At 65.7% G+C, this 13,473-nt stretch carries 14 protein-coding genes and 1 pseudogene; 4 read left to right on the top strand and 11 right to left on the bottom strand.

Translation table 11 applies throughout. The features are described from left to right. Window position 1: 1 nt before the first annotated feature. From ACK1X7_RS07475 to ACK1X7_RS07425, 11 genes are all read right to left on the bottom strand, one after another. Window positions 2–1,573 (bottom strand): AAA family ATPase, encoded by a 1,572-nt coding sequence (locus tag ACK1X7_RS07475; RefSeq protein ID WP_413114828.1) that lies wholly within the window; start codon window positions 1,571–1,573, stop codon window positions 2–4. A 218-nt stretch (window positions 1,574–1,791) separates the two neighbouring features. Continuing rightward, entirely contained in the window at window positions 1,792–2,361 is a 570-nt protein-coding gene (locus ACK1X7_RS07470; protein WP_413114827.1) for a hypothetical protein, read from the bottom strand. A gap of 138 nt (window positions 2,362–2,499) precedes the next feature. After that, complete coding sequence (locus tag ACK1X7_RS07465) at window positions 2,500–2,652, bottom strand: hypothetical protein (RefSeq protein ID WP_413114826.1); 153 nt, start codon at window positions 2,650–2,652, stop codon at window positions 2,500–2,502. Further along, window positions 2,652–2,864 (bottom strand): hypothetical protein, encoded by a 213-nt coding sequence (locus tag ACK1X7_RS07460; RefSeq protein WP_413114825.1) that lies wholly within the window; start codon window positions 2,862–2,864, stop codon window positions 2,652–2,654. Before ACK1X7_RS07460 ends, ACK1X7_RS07465 begins: the two co-directional genes overlap by 1 nt. A gap of 79 nt (window positions 2,865–2,943) precedes the next feature. Beyond that, complete coding sequence (locus tag ACK1X7_RS07455; RefSeq protein WP_413114824.1) at window positions 2,944–3,453, bottom strand: hypothetical protein; 510 nt, start codon at window positions 3,451–3,453, stop codon at window positions 2,944–2,946. A gap of 2 nt (window positions 3,454–3,455) precedes the next feature. Next, the gene (locus tag ACK1X7_RS07450; RefSeq protein ID WP_413114823.1) at window positions 3,456–3,668 is read right to left on the bottom strand and encodes a hypothetical protein; all 213 of its coding nucleotides are present in this window, start codon (window positions 3,666–3,668) and stop codon (window positions 3,456–3,458) included. Window positions 3,669–3,670: 2 nt separating this feature from the next. Continuing rightward, window positions 3,671–3,817, bottom strand: a complete 147-nt coding sequence (locus ACK1X7_RS07445) for a hypothetical protein (protein WP_413114822.1) — start codon at window positions 3,815–3,817, stop codon at window positions 3,671–3,673. Beyond that, entirely contained in the window at window positions 3,817–4,359 is a 543-nt protein-coding gene (locus tag ACK1X7_RS07440) for a hypothetical protein (RefSeq protein ID WP_413114821.1), read from the bottom strand. Before ACK1X7_RS07440 ends, ACK1X7_RS07445 begins: the two co-directional genes overlap by 1 nt. 128 nt (window positions 4,360–4,487) lie before the next feature. Continuing rightward, entirely contained in the window at window positions 4,488–4,730 is a 243-nt protein-coding gene (locus ACK1X7_RS07435; RefSeq protein WP_413114820.1) for a hypothetical protein, read from the bottom strand. 370 nt (window positions 4,731–5,100) lie between these two features. After that, window positions 5,101–5,817, bottom strand: coding sequence for a hypothetical protein (locus ACK1X7_RS07430; RefSeq protein ID WP_413114819.1), 717 nt, complete (start codon window positions 5,815–5,817; stop codon window positions 5,101–5,103). A 505-nt stretch (window positions 5,818–6,322) separates the two neighbouring features. Next, a complete protein-coding gene (locus ACK1X7_RS07425; RefSeq protein WP_413114818.1) occupies window positions 6,323–6,742 on the bottom strand; it encodes a hypothetical protein in 420 nt (139 codons plus the stop codon). A gap of 1,786 nt (window positions 6,743–8,528) precedes the next feature. Between ACK1X7_RS07425 and ACK1X7_RS07420 the strand changes: the two genes are divergently transcribed. From ACK1X7_RS07420 to ACK1X7_RS07405, 4 genes and pseudogenes are all read left to right on the top strand, one after another. Further along, window positions 8,529–10,460: a hypothetical protein gene (locus ACK1X7_RS07420; RefSeq protein WP_413114817.1), complete on the top strand. Its 1,932-nt coding sequence runs from the start codon at window positions 8,529–8,531 to the stop codon at window positions 10,458–10,460. A 10-nt stretch (window positions 10,461–10,470) separates the two neighbouring features. Beyond that, window positions 10,471–11,130: pseudogene (locus tag ACK1X7_RS07415) on the top strand (peptidoglycan recognition protein family protein); the annotation flags it as partial. Between the two features lie 100 nt (window positions 11,131–11,230). Next, window positions 11,231–13,054, top strand: coding sequence for a hypothetical protein (locus tag ACK1X7_RS07410; protein ID WP_413114816.1), 1,824 nt, complete (start codon window positions 11,231–11,233; stop codon window positions 13,052–13,054). Window positions 13,055–13,232: 178 nt separating this feature from the next. Beyond that, window positions 13,233–13,463 carry a hypothetical protein gene (locus ACK1X7_RS07405; protein WP_413114815.1) on the top strand — a complete coding sequence of 77 codons (231 nt, stop codon included), beginning with the start codon at window positions 13,233–13,235 and terminating at the stop codon, window positions 13,461–13,463. Window positions 13,464–13,473 lie beyond the last annotated feature (10 nt).

The raw sequence follows: 13,473 nt of genomic DNA, 5'->3' as shown, positions 1-13,473 counted from the left end.
GTTAGACCAGCTCCTCACGATCGACCTTGAGAGCGGAGCCTGAGCAGCCGCTGGACCGGTCGCCGTCCTCGTCCACGAAGTCCGTAGCGTCGACCACTTCGGCGAAGACCTCACGCAACGCCTTGTCGAGCGTCGGCGTGGCCTTCTCCTCGTCGGCTGCGGCCATCAACTCCAACTGCGGCCGGAGCGACTGAGCCGCGCCCACGAAATCGGCGGTGGTGAGGAAGTGGGGCTTCTTGCCCTCCCGGGCGATGGCGTACCGCATGGTGCGGCTGATCGCCTCGGACGCGAACGCGGGGGTGAAGCCCTCGTATGCCTCGTACACCGTGTCGTACTCGATCACGCGCAGCATGTCAGCCGGGACCTTGGCCTTGATCAGTCGCTCGACGCCATGCTGATCCAGGGAGTTGATGCTGATCACCGCGTCCAGACGACCAGGCCGCAACATGCCCTTGTGGATCTTGTCCTTGCGGTTGGTGGTCAGAATCGCGATGACCTCCGACCCCTTCGCGCTGATGCCGTCGAAGCTGTCCAGCAGCTTGGAGATACGGGCCGGATCGCCGGCTTCGGCCACCACGTCGATGTCCTCGAACATGACCACCGCAGGCGCGTACAACTGGGCCGTGCGCATGGCGTCGTCCAGGTTGTCACCGGGACGAACACGAAGGAATGTCCACCCATGGGCCTCGGCCTTCTGGGCCGTCAGGAACGCGGCCAGGCTCTTGCCGGTGCCGTAAGGGCCCTCCAGCAGGACCGCCCTCTTCAGCGGCTCTCCCAGCTCGCGCATCAGCGGCGTGTGCTCGATGAGTGACCACACGTTGGCATCGAGCTGCTGAAGCACCTCATCCGAATAGACGACCTTTGAGGCGTCGACCTTCCGGAGATCCAGGAACCGCGGAGTGAGCTGATCGCCGCCTTCGAGAGCCTTGCCCCGGTAGATCGAGGAAGACTTCAGGTGCTTCTCGATCAACTTGAACAAGCCGTCCACCTGCGCTTTGACAGCGCGCGGGGCCAGGATTTCGACCGCCCCCAGAAGACCGGCCTCCCGGTCCCTCGTGGCCTGGATCTCGATCTGCGCGTCCGGTCCCAGCGGAGGGAACGCCGTGGTTCCCCACGGAACCTGAACGCTGCTGGTGATGCCGGTCGGCACATCCACGAACTGGGGCGGCTGCGGGCCAAAGAAGGTCTGGATCGTCTCGCCCACACCGGTCGTGCCGAACGCCTCCCTGAGCGCCAGAGTCACGGCGTGGGCGACATCGTAGGGCCGGTAGCGAAAGACCTTGCTGTAGTTGTGTTGGGTGCTCTGCTGCTCCTCCCAGCGCTCCAGGAATCGGCGGGCCTCGCCCACCCGGCCGCGGTACTGCTCGGGGAGGATGAACCGCTGCCCTTCGAAGACAAGGTCCGACTCACTGACCCGGCCGCCGCCGATCTCGGCCAGAAGAGCCATCGCGGCGCGCTGGCTCGCCTCCTCCGGACTCAGCTCCGTTGCCTGTCTGGTGTGCTGCTGCTGCATCGCCGTCAGGATGTCGGCGATCTGGTTGCGTGCCATGGCGTCCTCTCGATTGGGTGACATGGCTTGCCTATACGGGGTGTCCGTACGGGCAAGAAGCGTGCGCTGCAACGGCAGGAGAGGGAGCCGGAGCGCACGCCACTTGCTGGCACGGAAGGATGGACGGACACACGAGCAACGGGGGGCGTCTCGTGCCCGGGGGCGCGCCGGGGCTGAGGGAGGGATGGGGGCCGTGCACGGAGTACGCACCACTCCGTGCACGACGGACTCACCGGCGAGTGTCAGACCTTGCTGGCACACGCTCCACGGCCGCAGGGGGCGCCGCCGAGGGCGAAGCAGTCCGCGCGGTCGTAGCTCAGCGGGCCTCGTTCCTTCGCGGTGCGACGGCCGAGTCGGAACAGACGTAGGGCGGTGTTCTTGTCCTGGCCGTAGTCGATGAACTGTCCACTGTGCGGCGCGACGTAGGAGTACGACAGCGCCCAGCGTCCGTCACGCTCGAACAGGGACACGCGGTCGCCGTCGGCCGTTTCGTAGTGCCCGTGGATGTCCCACTCAACCCCCGTCGGGGGCTTCCAGTCCGGCGCCTCCAGGCGGTACCAGATGGACGCCCAGCGCTCCCGGTCCTCGTCGCTGATGCTGTCCGGGAACACAACAGCGTTGTAGTCCACGAGCCGCCCACGCTCGTCGCCGTGCTCCGAACGGAAGTCGGCGAACCAGAAACTGGGGCTGGCGGCGTGCTGGTAGATGTTCAGCACGATTGCGGGGCTGAGGGAACCGGGGCCCTCTTCCCCGGTGTGAGTAATGGCGACGCGGGCGCCCTTCTCCAGGGGCGGTGTGCGATCGTTGGCCATGGTCCTGTCCTTCCGTAGGTCACGGGACCGGAGGGGCCTCGGGCTGCATCCGGGGCCTCTCACATGTGGGCTGCACCGTGCAGTCCCAAGAGACCGGGCGCCCACCAGCGAGGCGCCCGGCGACTTGAGGCGACAGGCTCAGGCAGTGGCCATGGCCTCCAGCCAGTCAACCCACGGCATGCCGTCGATGGTGAACACTGCGCCGACGCCGTCGATGTCGTTCGGCTCCAGCTCGATGTCTTCGGCTCGCGCCGCTTCGATGACGGTCGTCTTGTCTTGGACTGCGTCCACTAGTACACCCCCATGGGGTGCGACTTACCGATGTAGCGGACCGTCGTCTTGGCGTACGGGGAAAGGTGCTCCCTGCCCCACTTCCTGGCCCGCTCCTGAGCGGAATGTGCACCCTTTTCTGACCTGACGACCTGTACGAACACCTCGCCTGACTGATCACCGGTACCCGGCCACTCGATCAGGGCCCAGTGGTAGGTCTTCGTCTGCTCCATGGTCCTCTCCTCCTGTAAGGCCAGGGAGCCGGGCACCCCGTAAACGGGAGAGGGCGCCCGGCAGTCTGGCGTCACAGGGTCAGGAGGATTCCGCCTCGCCGCTCTCCTCGGGTGGACTGACGGGCTTGCCCCATCCCGAGCAAATGCGATTGGTCCTCGGCTTGCCGTGGAAGACGAATTCCCCTTGCCTGACAGCAATGGGCCGCTTACATACTGGGCAACGGTGTCGCTTCGGGCCTTGCAGCTTGCGTTCCGCAACTTCCAAGGCGCTGCCCACGCTGTCCAGGCATGCCCTGATGACGCGTTCCGACTCGCTCAGGTTTTCCTGGGGCCGGTCGGCGGTCGCAACCTCGCGCAACTTGGCCAACTGGCACTGTACGGCCCGCACCAGTTCCAGCGGCTTCATCGCGTCCAGGTCCAAGACCTTGGTCAGCCCAGAGCGGTACGGGACGGGCCACGGGCAGCCGGGCCACTGGACGAGATAGACCCATTGCTTGTAGCGCCGATCGAACTCAATCGTCTCGACGGTGCCGACACGACCGGGCTCGCTCGGGTGGGTGACCTCGTCGCCCTCCTTGATCTCCTCCATGGTCACTCGCCCTTGTCCCTGTGCTCCTCGGTGCAGTCGCTCAAGCCCAGGTGACCAGACAGCATGTCTTCGGCCGCCTCCGAGGCACCGAGGGCGGCCAGCATGGCAGCCAGCGCGTTGACTTCCAGGCATTGGAGCGCCGGAGCCACTTCCGCCGGGGAGACCCTGAAGACCTTGACGAACTGCTTCGCCACTTCGTCCGGGATCCGCGCCATGGTCATCCCTCCTCGATCCACGCGGTGGTGTCGCCGTAGATCTCCATGACGCGAACGACCAGCTTCTCCGCGAGACCGAGCAACGGAATGCCGCAGAGGACCGCGCGGTCGTTGCCGTCCTGGTCCTTAGTCCACACGGTGTAGGTCATCAGCGCCGCTCCCCGGTCGCGTAGCTCTCCGGCCGTGGCATCGATGCGCTCAAGTCTCCGGACTGCCAGACCAGGTAGGCGGTGTGCCAGGCGCTGTAACCAGCCGGGTCACGGTGGGACAGTTCCTGTGCGTGCCTCTCGAAGTCCTCGCGCACCTGGGCCGCGTTAGCGGTCGTCTGAGGCCGGAAGGGAGCCCGGCCGGTGTTGTCCCGCACAGGCGCCCCGGGCGTAGCCAGGTACGCCGACCACTCCACGTTGCGTCGCAGCGTGGCCAGGTCCTGCCGGAAATACCCCTTGAGCGGCCCGTCCGCGTACTTGTACCTGTCCAAGATGGTGTCCGGGTTCTCGTGGGCGCACGGCGGCCACGTCGTACCGCACTTCCCGCACGCGGGGAGGAAGTGCTTCGCGGCCTCTCCGGGAGTCATAGACTCGCCGTTCACCAGGTAGCGCAGACCGCCCGCTGCTGGGTCGAAGGTGGGACTAGGGGCTCCGGCCTCCCGTAGCAGCGTGGCAAGACTCTTGCGCGTGTGCTTGATCTCCATGGCCAACCTCTCCAGTTCCTTGGCCATATGGCGGGGCCCGGGGTGCCACCCGAGGCCCGCGCTCCGTTCCTGTAGGAGCACAGCGACGGCCCGCCGCAGGGGCGGGCCGCACTGGTGATCCGGCAGGATCAGGTGCCGTAGCCGTCGGCCGTGACGTCGCGGCCGTTCTCTGTGATCTGAATCGAGATGCCGTGCGGGCTGAGCACGCCGCACCGGAAGTCGCCCCGGCCAGGGGTCACCTCCTGCCCGTCCGTGCCGCACGGGCACGCCTGGCGTGCCCGCTCGGCCTGTCCTTCTGCAACATCACGCTGACGGTGCGGGCCGGAGACCAGTTCTCCGCCCTCGTTCCACACGAGGAATTCGCGCGCCATGGTCAGTCGCCCTCGCCTACGGCCTCGCGACCGTGCCAGCGCGGGCCTTGAGTCGTGGTGATCTCGATGGCTAGCCAGTCGTTGCGGATGGGGGACCCGTCGTGTGTGCCCGGAGCGTGATGCTTGACTTCCGTCACCGTGGAGTAGACCCCACGACAGAGAACAAGATCACCCCGACTCAGCGTGGGATCGGACGCGCTCTTGCAAGAGCCCGGACCGCGCTTGTTACCTTGGTTCATGGCCTACCTCTCCAAGGATTCCTAGGCCAACTGCGACGGCCCCGGGTGCCACCGGGGCCGTTGCTCTACCCCTGTCGAGAGCACGGCGACGGCTCACCCGGAGGTGAGCCGCGCCGGTACTCCGGCAGGGGTCAGTCCTGGTTGTGCTCGCACTCGTCGCGGTCCCCGTCCGCGAACGCCACCCAGTGGGCAACGGACGGCCCGGCGGGAGGCTCGAAGACGAACGTGTGGGTTCGCCCGTACGTCTCGGGGTGGTTCAGCCGGTAGGTCAGATCGCCGAGAGCGATGGCGGACAAGAACGCTTCGACGTCTACAGCCACACGGTTCCAGTCACATGCAGATTCCGGGTGCGGCTCCAGGGCCCAGCAGGCTTCGTAATAGAAGTCCTGCTGATCCTTCAGCGCGTGTCGCAGACCGTCCATCGCGGCCTCGATGGTGGCGAAGCACGCGGGAGCGTCCTCCGGCGCCTGGTCGTCGGTCGTGTAACCCACGTGGATGTGCATGGGCACGGGGCGCACCCACATGCCCGACCATCCCGGAACGCGCCCGGTGTCACCCGCCCCCTGCCTGTGCAGCAGATACCCGCACAGCGCTTCAAGGGCTGCGCGGTCGTTCTCCAGCGTCTGGACGTCCACCCCGCGACGGACGGCATCCATGAGCCACATCGCGTCGCCCCTGGGCATGTAGCCCGTGTTCACGAAATGGGCTGTCCGGTAGTCGTTGTAACCCGACGCGATCGCCCGAGCCGTGCCGTGGTCGATGACCCCTCCGCGCTGGCGCGCGGCCTTGACCGCATCCTTGATCATCTGTTTGTCGCTCATGGCCAACCTCTCCAGTTCCTTGGCCATTGGCAGAGTCCTCGGAGTGCCATCCGGGAACTCTGTGGTTCGCTCCTGCGGAACCAAGAGGACGGCCGTACGGGACGGCCGCCCGATGGGACTTACAGGACCACCGATTCCGGCAGCTTCCGAGCTGCGGAACGAACGGTGCGGTAGGTGGGGCAGGTGCGCGAGAACGTGAAGACCCGTCGCCCGAGGCGAACGCAGCGCATCGACGCAAACTTGATCGTCTGTTGCATGATCCCTCTCCGATGATCACGTTGGTTCTCCTGCGGAACCAAGGGGGCGCCCGTACGAGACGGGCGCCCGATGGCTCTTACAGGTCAGGGCTGTTGGCCAGCCCATACGGGAATGGGCTGGCCGCCCTTCCCGTGATCGATGTGGTGACAACGCCACTCACCGCGAGGCCCGGGGACCGGCGCGGGACCGAAGTCGCCCCACTGGGTCTCCCTGTCGGCACAATCGATGGAGTGGCCACAGTCAGGGATGATCCACTCATCTTGAGCACTCATGATCAGCCCACCGTGACGGTCACGACCGTGAAGCCCTCGGTCGCGAACGCGACCCATCCACCCTGGTAATTGCGCTGGACGTACCGGACGGCACGATCCGCGCTCACGCGCTCGGTGTGGTCCATGAGCGGGTGATCCTCAGCCAGACAGTCAGTCGCCCAGTCGCGGGCAGCTTCGATCTGGTCGGGGGTGGCGTCGACGGACGCGCGGTGTCCGGGGAGCGCTACGCGCCATTCGTAGGCGGAACACTCCAGACAGAGAGTGCCGACGATGCCCGTGACGGGTAGGGCGTTGCGGCAGTCTCCGAACTGGCACTGCCCGGCACCTTTGTGGAAGCCGCAGACACACGTACCGGCAGTCGCGCAGTCTCCATCAAGGTGCGCATCCACGCACTTGCCGTTGTTCAGCTTGACGTAGCTCATGATCCCTCTCCATTGATCATGTGATGACTCATCAAGCGAGCAGGGACACCGGGATGCCACCGGAATCCGCCCCTGCCCGCATGACGAGTGACGAACAAGGCGCGTCATCACCGCGCGTTCGTCGCTCGCAGGTACCCGCACCAGCGTTCATCTGCATGGCGCATAGGGGCCCTTACGTTGCGGTCACGGACTAGGCCAGCACTCGCACCAGTCATGGCGCCGGGTGTTATCGGGAGGTCTGCGCCGTGTGGCGCGATCGTCTCGGAACCGATCACCGGGTGATGGTCGCGGCTGGTGGCACTGTCGCCTGTCCGTCCGGTCGTGTTCTGGTCCGACCGGCCACCCTTCCGAGCACGTCTGCGCCGCCACCCCGGAAGGGATGCGTTGCCGGTTACCTCCCCGCTCACCCTCTCCCCTCGCGGGGGTGGCCATGTCGGGGGTCGTCACCCGGTAGACGTGCTCTCCAGTTCTCAAATCGGCGTGAACGGCCAGTGAAGACCGGCCAGTTCGAGCCGTGCAATCCCTCCCGGTTCGTCCGCTGTGCGTGCTCCCCGGTGGGGGTGCCAACACTCCTCTTCATCCCAGTTATGGGTCAAGTGTTACGATGGTAAAGAGAGTTCAAAGTCATGATTAGCCATCAAAATGCCTGCTCACAGGTATGAATGAGAAAGGTTGCAGGGTCAATCCAAGATTGTTTGGACGTCCATGTATCCCAAGATCGGGTCTACGCGGGTGACATGGAGTGTCATCCCCGCTTGTGTGCAGGGTGTGAAGCTCTGGCCGATGGGTGACCGGCACACACGGGCGCGAATGGGCGCACACGGGGCGCAAAGGCGAATTGAGCTGGACGGTCCCAATCGAGTGCCGCTCGGGCACGCATGGCCACCTGCTGTGGCCTGTGACGAAAGAGGAAGAGGGGGGTGTCACTCGCCCGATGTCACCCATGCCCGGGTTGGCCCTGTTGGGCTGGCCGCTGGTGGCCGACGGCCACCCATGGCAGGCCATCGGCCTGCCCTTGTACATGTGTGGCCATCGGCCCACATGTCCTAGTGGGCACCGAGCAAGCCACATCGTGGCTGGTCAGGGGCTCGGTGTCCACCTCGCCTCATCCCATCGGGCCCGGGGGCCTGTAAGGCCCATATCGCCCCAAGGTGGACATGTCATGTCCACTCTGACCCCCGGGTTTTTAACCCGGGCCCGATGGGATGGGATGGTCACAGACCTCCCATCCCTCACAAACCCCCCAGGTCCAGGGCGCTCTGACGGAGCGCTGATATGGCCGGATAGAGCCGGGCTTCCTGGAGTCAGCCCCGGCTCGCCGGCCTGCTGGCGGCCGTCGGCCGCTCCGCGGGCGCCGGGCGCCAGCGGCTCCCGCGTCGGTCGACGCGGGACAGGGGAGCCCCGACAGGGGAGAGCGTGGGCATTACTCCACGCCAGCGCGGCATGTGCAGGGGATCGCGGGGTGTACCTCACCCGCCTTCGTTGACCCGCCACGGCGCTCCGGCCTCCGGGTGTCCCATCTGCTCGTGGGTGCGCTCAGTCGACCCTGAGCGCGTTTGGGCGGCGCCCTCTAACGGCCTGCATCCGCCGTCGCGGCGGGCGACCGGGGAGCGTGCTCGACCCGGCACGGCATAGGTGACATCACGGGCGTCGAAATCGCAATCGCGACACGGAATCAACTTTCCGCATCATGAAACTTGGATCGCTCGCGAAATGGCACGAGCCGAATGTAACCTCCCCCGCCGATCGGGCCCCCAAGGGCCCCCAGGCGCTGGGGAGGTGGCAGATGGCCAGGCTGATAGCCGATCCGGCCAAGGTGCCGCCACTCAAAGCGAAAGATCGCCGGGCCGACACGAACAGCGCCCGGGACGCCAAGGGCATCATCCTGGCGACGGTCCGCATGGGCGGGACGGTTGAGGAGGGCTGCCGACAGGCACGCCGTGCCAGGTCGTCTTACGACTACTACCGCAAGACAGATCCCGACTTCCGCGTGCTGGTCGACAAGGCCCTACAGGCGAAGATCGAGCGGGCCAAGGGCAACCGCGAGGCGCTGCCGGACTTCCCCGAGTTCTCTGAGCGGTACCTGGGGATGCGGCTCTTCCGCCATCACCTCCAGTGGTACGACCTGCTAGAAGGGCGAGAGCCGCGGGACCTTCATCCGCGCCAGCGCTTCGTTCGGGGTGACGATGACCAGATCCTGGTCAACACTCCACCCGAGCACGCGAAAAGCACGACCCTCACGGTCGGTTATGTGGTCTGGCGCATCTGCCAGGACCCCAACATCCGTGTCTTGCTGATCTCCAAGACACAGGACATGGCAAAGAAGTTCTTGCTCTCGATCAAGGAGCGCTTGGCCGAGTCCGAGACCTTCGCCGACTTGCAGACCGCGTTCGGTCCGCCCGGCGGATTCGCCGAGGGCGCAGCGAGCTGGACCGCAGACAAGATCTACGTGGCCGGTCGCGACTCCGGCGAGAAGGACCCGACGGTTCAGGCTGTCGGCATCGGCGGCCACATCTACGGCAGTCGCTGCGATCTCGCGATCATGGATGACTGTGTGGACCACACGAACCACCAGCAGTTCGAGTCACAGATCACGTGGATTCAGAATCAGGTCGGTTCTCGTGTGGCCGACGCTGGCGGTCGGATGCTGCTCATCGGCACCCGGATGGAGACGGTGGATCTCTATAGCGAGATCTTGAAGCCGTCCTATTACACCGAGGGCGAGAGCCCTTGGACCTATCTCACTCAGCCTGCGGTCCTGGAGTTCGCCGACGATCCCAAGGATTGGGCGACGCTCTGGCCACGCACGAACCGGCCGCCGGTCACCATCGCGGCCCGCAAGCTGGTTGCCCAGGACGAAGACGGACTCTGGCCAATGTGGGACGGTCCGGCCCTGGCGAAGAAGCGCCGGAAGATGAGTCCGCGGAACTGGTCGATGGTCTACATGCAGGACCAGGTGTCCGACGATGCGGTGTTCAAGCAGGAAGACGTACAGGGTTGCGTTGACCGGGCCCGGTACCCGGGGCGGCTGATGGATGGCCAGTCTCAACACCGTAAGTACGGCATGGATGGCCTCCTGGTGGTGGCCGGGCTCGACCCGGCGGCGGCCGGCTGCACGGCCATGGTGGTGGTAGGTCTCGACCGACGGACCGGCGTCCGTTGGCTGCTGGACGTGGTGAACAAGCGCGGGATGCCGCCTCATGAGCTTCGCGCTGAGATGCGTCGGCTCACCGAGCGGTACGGCATCTCAGAGTGGCGAGTCGAGAAGAACGCCTATCAGGCGTCCTTGGTCCAGGACCAGGAGATCCGGAGCTTCCTGGCCGCGCGAGGCTGCCTGATCACCGGGCACCACACCGACGCGAAGAAATGGGACTCGGACTTCGGCGTGGCCTCGATGGCGACCCTCTTCGAGGGCTGGCGGGACGGCCGGAACCTGATCCGGCTCCCCAGCCAGACCCAGTCCGAAGGCGTACGGGCCCTGATTGAGCAACTGTGCTCGTGGTTCCCGGAAACCAGGGGCTTGACCGACACCGTTATGGCCTTGTGGTTCGTGGAGATCCGCTGTCGAGAGCTGATGTTCGGCGAGACGGACGGATGGCACGTCCAGACCAGCGAATTCAGCTCCGCGCGGGACCGAGCTGGCCAATCGGTGATCGATCTGGACTTTGCTCTGCAACAGCAGGGCTCGGGGGCCTGGGACGGCTCCATGCACTGGTGAGGAGTACGACATGGCAACCCCGCTGACCGCTGACCGAGTCCTGGCCGCCCTCCGGGCAGAGGGGCTGACTGTGCATGAGGTCCGTAGCTGGCGGACGCATAGCCGCAACCACAAGGGCGCCTGGGGGCCGGTGAACGGGGTCATGCTCCATCACACGGCCTCCGGCAGCTCCGGAATTATCGACGCCTGCTACGACGGCACGGCTTCCCTGCCGGGACCGCTGTGTCATGGGGTCATCGATAAAGCGGGCGAGGTGTGGATGGTCGGCCACGGCCGCGCCAATCACGCGGGCGGTGGAGATAGCCGGGTCCTGGCCGCCGTGGTTGGCGAGTCGTACGGGGATCGGCCCCCGGCCACACACGAGCACCAAGGCAGTTCTGGCGCTGTCGATGGGAACAGCCACTTCTACGGCTTCGAATGCGTCAATCAGGGCGATGGACACGACCCGTGGCCGACAGTGCAACGGGTCACGATGGTCAAGGCAGCCGCTGCCCTCTGTCGAGCGCACGGATGGGGCGCCCGGAGTGTCATCGGCCATCTGGAGTGGTCCGATTGGAAGCCGGACCCTCGGGGGCTTGGGATGCCGGGTCTCCGGACAGATATAGCGGCTTGCCTCAAGCTCCCGGCCGGGAAGTGGAAGCCCACTTCTTCGGCCCCCGCCCCCAAGCCCTCCTTCGAGCAGCGCCTTGCGGCACTGGAAAAGCGCGTGAAGCTCCTCGAAGCGCGGAAGTAGTCGTACAGGACGTACATTTTGCACATTGGAGGTGGCCATGGCGGACATGTCGGTGATCACGCGCCGCGTCGAGGCGCTTCGCCGTGATGCCTCCGAGCGGGATGAGCGACACCAGACGATCACTGATGCTCGCGCCCAGAAGATCGACAACATCGCGCCCGGGAGCATGCCGGACGCCTGGCCGCGACCGATCACGGCGAACCTGATCGACACGAGCGCGCGTCAACTGGCGGAGCATCTGGCGCCGCTGCCGTCGATCAACTGCGCCAGCGGAGTCATGACCTCGGAGCGGTCGAAGAAGTTCGTCGCCAAAAAAACCAAGATCGCGTACAGCTACATCATTGACTCCGCCTTCAAGGCAAAGATGCCGACCGGAGCAGACTGGTATCTGACTTACGGCGCCATGCCCATCGTGGTCGAGCCCGATTTCACGGCTGGTCGGCCGCGGCTCCGCATCGACAACCCGATGAAGCACTACGCCCAGTACGACCTGAGCGACAGAATCATCAGCTACACCAAAGTGTGGCGGGAGAAGGCGTCTCAGCTCGCCTCGAAGTTCCCCGAGCACGCTGCCGCCATCCTCGGCAAGGACCAGCCCTTCGGCCGCCAGACGGGTGGAGACACCGAGCTGGAGCTGATCAAGTACTGCGACAAGAGCGTGTACGTGCTCTATATGCCGGAGCGCCGAAACCTGGTCCTGATGGAGACCGAGAACCGCTTCGGTAAGGTCCCTGTCGCCATCGCCCGAAAGGCTCTCTGGGATGACCAGGAGCGCGGTCAGTTTGATGACGTGGTCTGGCCGATGCTCGCGCACAACCGGATGGCCATGCTTGGCCTTCAGGCGACTCAGCAGACCGTCAGGGCGCCGCTGGCCCTGCCGACAGACGTACAGAAGATCCCGTTCGGTGATGATGCGGTGATCAGGACGAACAGTCCCGAGAAGATCCGCCGGGTGGGCACCGACATGCCCCAAGCGGCCTGGCAACAGGACGCGCTTCTCCAGCAAGAGGTCATGCGAGGCACCCGCACGCCGGCCAGCGCGACCGGCGATGTGAACGCGAGCATCATCACCGGCCGTGGAGTCGACGCCCTCAACGGGGGCTACGACATCCAGGTAGCGACAGGTCAGCTCGTGATCGGCCACGCCCTGGAGCAGGCGCTAGAGCTGGCCTTCGAGATGGACGAGAAGTATTGGCCGGACGCCCAGAAGTCCATCTCGGGTGTGATCAACGGGACCCCGTTCGAGGAGAGCTATACCCCCTCGAAGGACATCAAGGGGAACTATCGGGTCAGTGTCAGCTACGGCTTCGCCTCCGGCATGAACCCGAACCAAGCCCTGGTCTTCCTCCTCCAACTCCGCGGTGACCAGCTCGTCTCTCGCGACTTCGTACAGCGCCAGCTCCCCATGGATGTGGATGTGGCCATGCTCCAGGCCGAGGTGGACAAGGAGCAGACGACCGACGCCCTGAAACAGGGCGTGTTCGCCCTGCTCAGCAGCATCGGAATCATGGCGCAGCAAGGCATGGACCCGACCATGATCCTCACCAAGGCCGCTCAGCTAATCGAGTTGCGCGAGAAGATGCCGATGCATGAGGCGATTCTGACCGCGTTCAAGCCGGAGCCACAGCCCGCGACTGCACCCGCTGAGGCGGGTCCGCCCGGCACCCCGGGCTCCGAGGGGGGTCAGCCCGGGGTGCCCTTCGGCATCAACCCTGCCAGTGGTCTCCCGGCCGGCGTGGCCCCTGGCCAGGCTCAGCTCGGCCCTGGCGGCAAGCCGGATCTTCAGACCCTGTTGGCCGGTCTCACGTCTGGCGGCGGGTCAACCCTTTCCGCCTCCGTCAAGAGGAGTGTCCCCGCATGAGCGAGTGTCGCAAGTGCGGCCGAGAAGACGGCCACTGGCTTGGGTGCCCGGCGGCCGAGGAGCAACCCGCCGCCGACGTAGCGACCTGCGCCCGCATCGGGTGCACGAACCCCCCGGCGGTCAGTAAGGGGCCTCGGCCGGCGAAGTACTGCGACGATCACAAGACAGGGAGCAAGAAATGAGTGACACCGGATTCAGCGGCGACCCTTTCCATGAGGGCGGCAGCCAGCCCATGGACGGCCTCAAGGGAACCTCGGCCGGGGTGCACACCCAGACGCCCATGACCAGCGCGAATAGTGGCGACACCAACGGCAACACGACGACGCCGAACATCACCGGGTGGACCACCACGAGCCTCGGTGACAAGCCGAAGGGCACCGGCAACAACGACAAGAACGAGGCTCACTGACGAGGAGGGG

It is taken from the genome of Streptomyces sp. CY-1 (assembly GCF_047218265.1).
GTDB classification, from domain to species: Bacteria; Actinomycetota; Actinomycetes; order Streptomycetales; family Streptomycetaceae; genus Streptomyces; species Streptomyces niphimycinicus.
Note: the sequence above shows the minus strand (reverse complement) of the source record. Positions and strands in the feature narration are given on the sequence as shown.

Coding starts and splice junctions, on each gene's coding strand:
- ACK1X7_RS07475 (WP_413114828.1), bottom strand. CDS start 1,573: ATGTCACCCAATCGAGAGGACGCCATGGCACGCAACCAGATCGCCGAC.
- ACK1X7_RS07470 (WP_413114827.1), bottom strand. CDS start 2,361: ATGGCCAACGATCGCACACCGCCCCTGGAGAAGGGCGCCCGCGTCGCC.
- ACK1X7_RS07460 (WP_413114825.1), bottom strand. CDS start 2,864: ATGGAGCAGACGAAGACCTACCACTGGGCCCTGATCGAGTGGCCGGGT.
- ACK1X7_RS07455 (WP_413114824.1), bottom strand. CDS start 3,453: ATGGAGGAGATCAAGGAGGGCGACGAGGTCACCCACCCGAGCGAGCCC.
- ACK1X7_RS07450 (WP_413114823.1), bottom strand. CDS start 3,668: ATGGCGCGGATCCCGGACGAAGTGGCGAAGCAGTTCGTCAAGGTCTTC.
- ACK1X7_RS07445 (WP_413114822.1), bottom strand. CDS start 3,817: ATGACCTACACCGTGTGGACTAAGGACCAGGACGGCAACGACCGCGCG.
- ACK1X7_RS07440 (WP_413114821.1), bottom strand. CDS start 4,359: ATGGAGATCAAGCACACGCGCAAGAGTCTTGCCACGCTGCTACGGGAG.
- ACK1X7_RS07435 (WP_413114820.1), bottom strand. CDS start 4,730: ATGGCGCGCGAATTCCTCGTGTGGAACGAGGGCGGAGAACTGGTCTCC.
- ACK1X7_RS07430 (WP_413114819.1), bottom strand. CDS start 5,817: ATGGCCAAGGAACTGGAGAGGTTGGCCATGAGCGACAAACAGATGATC.
- ACK1X7_RS07425 (WP_413114818.1), bottom strand. CDS start 6,742: ATGAGCTACGTCAAGCTGAACAACGGCAAGTGCGTGGATGCGCACCTT.
- ACK1X7_RS07420 (WP_413114817.1), top strand. CDS start 8,529: ATGGCCAGGCTGATAGCCGATCCGGCCAAGGTGCCGCCACTCAAAGCG.
- ACK1X7_RS07410 (WP_413114816.1), top strand. CDS start 11,231: ATGGCGGACATGTCGGTGATCACGCGCCGCGTCGAGGCGCTTCGCCGT.
- ACK1X7_RS07405 (WP_413114815.1), top strand. CDS start 13,233: ATGAGTGACACCGGATTCAGCGGCGACCCTTTCCATGAGGGCGGCAGC.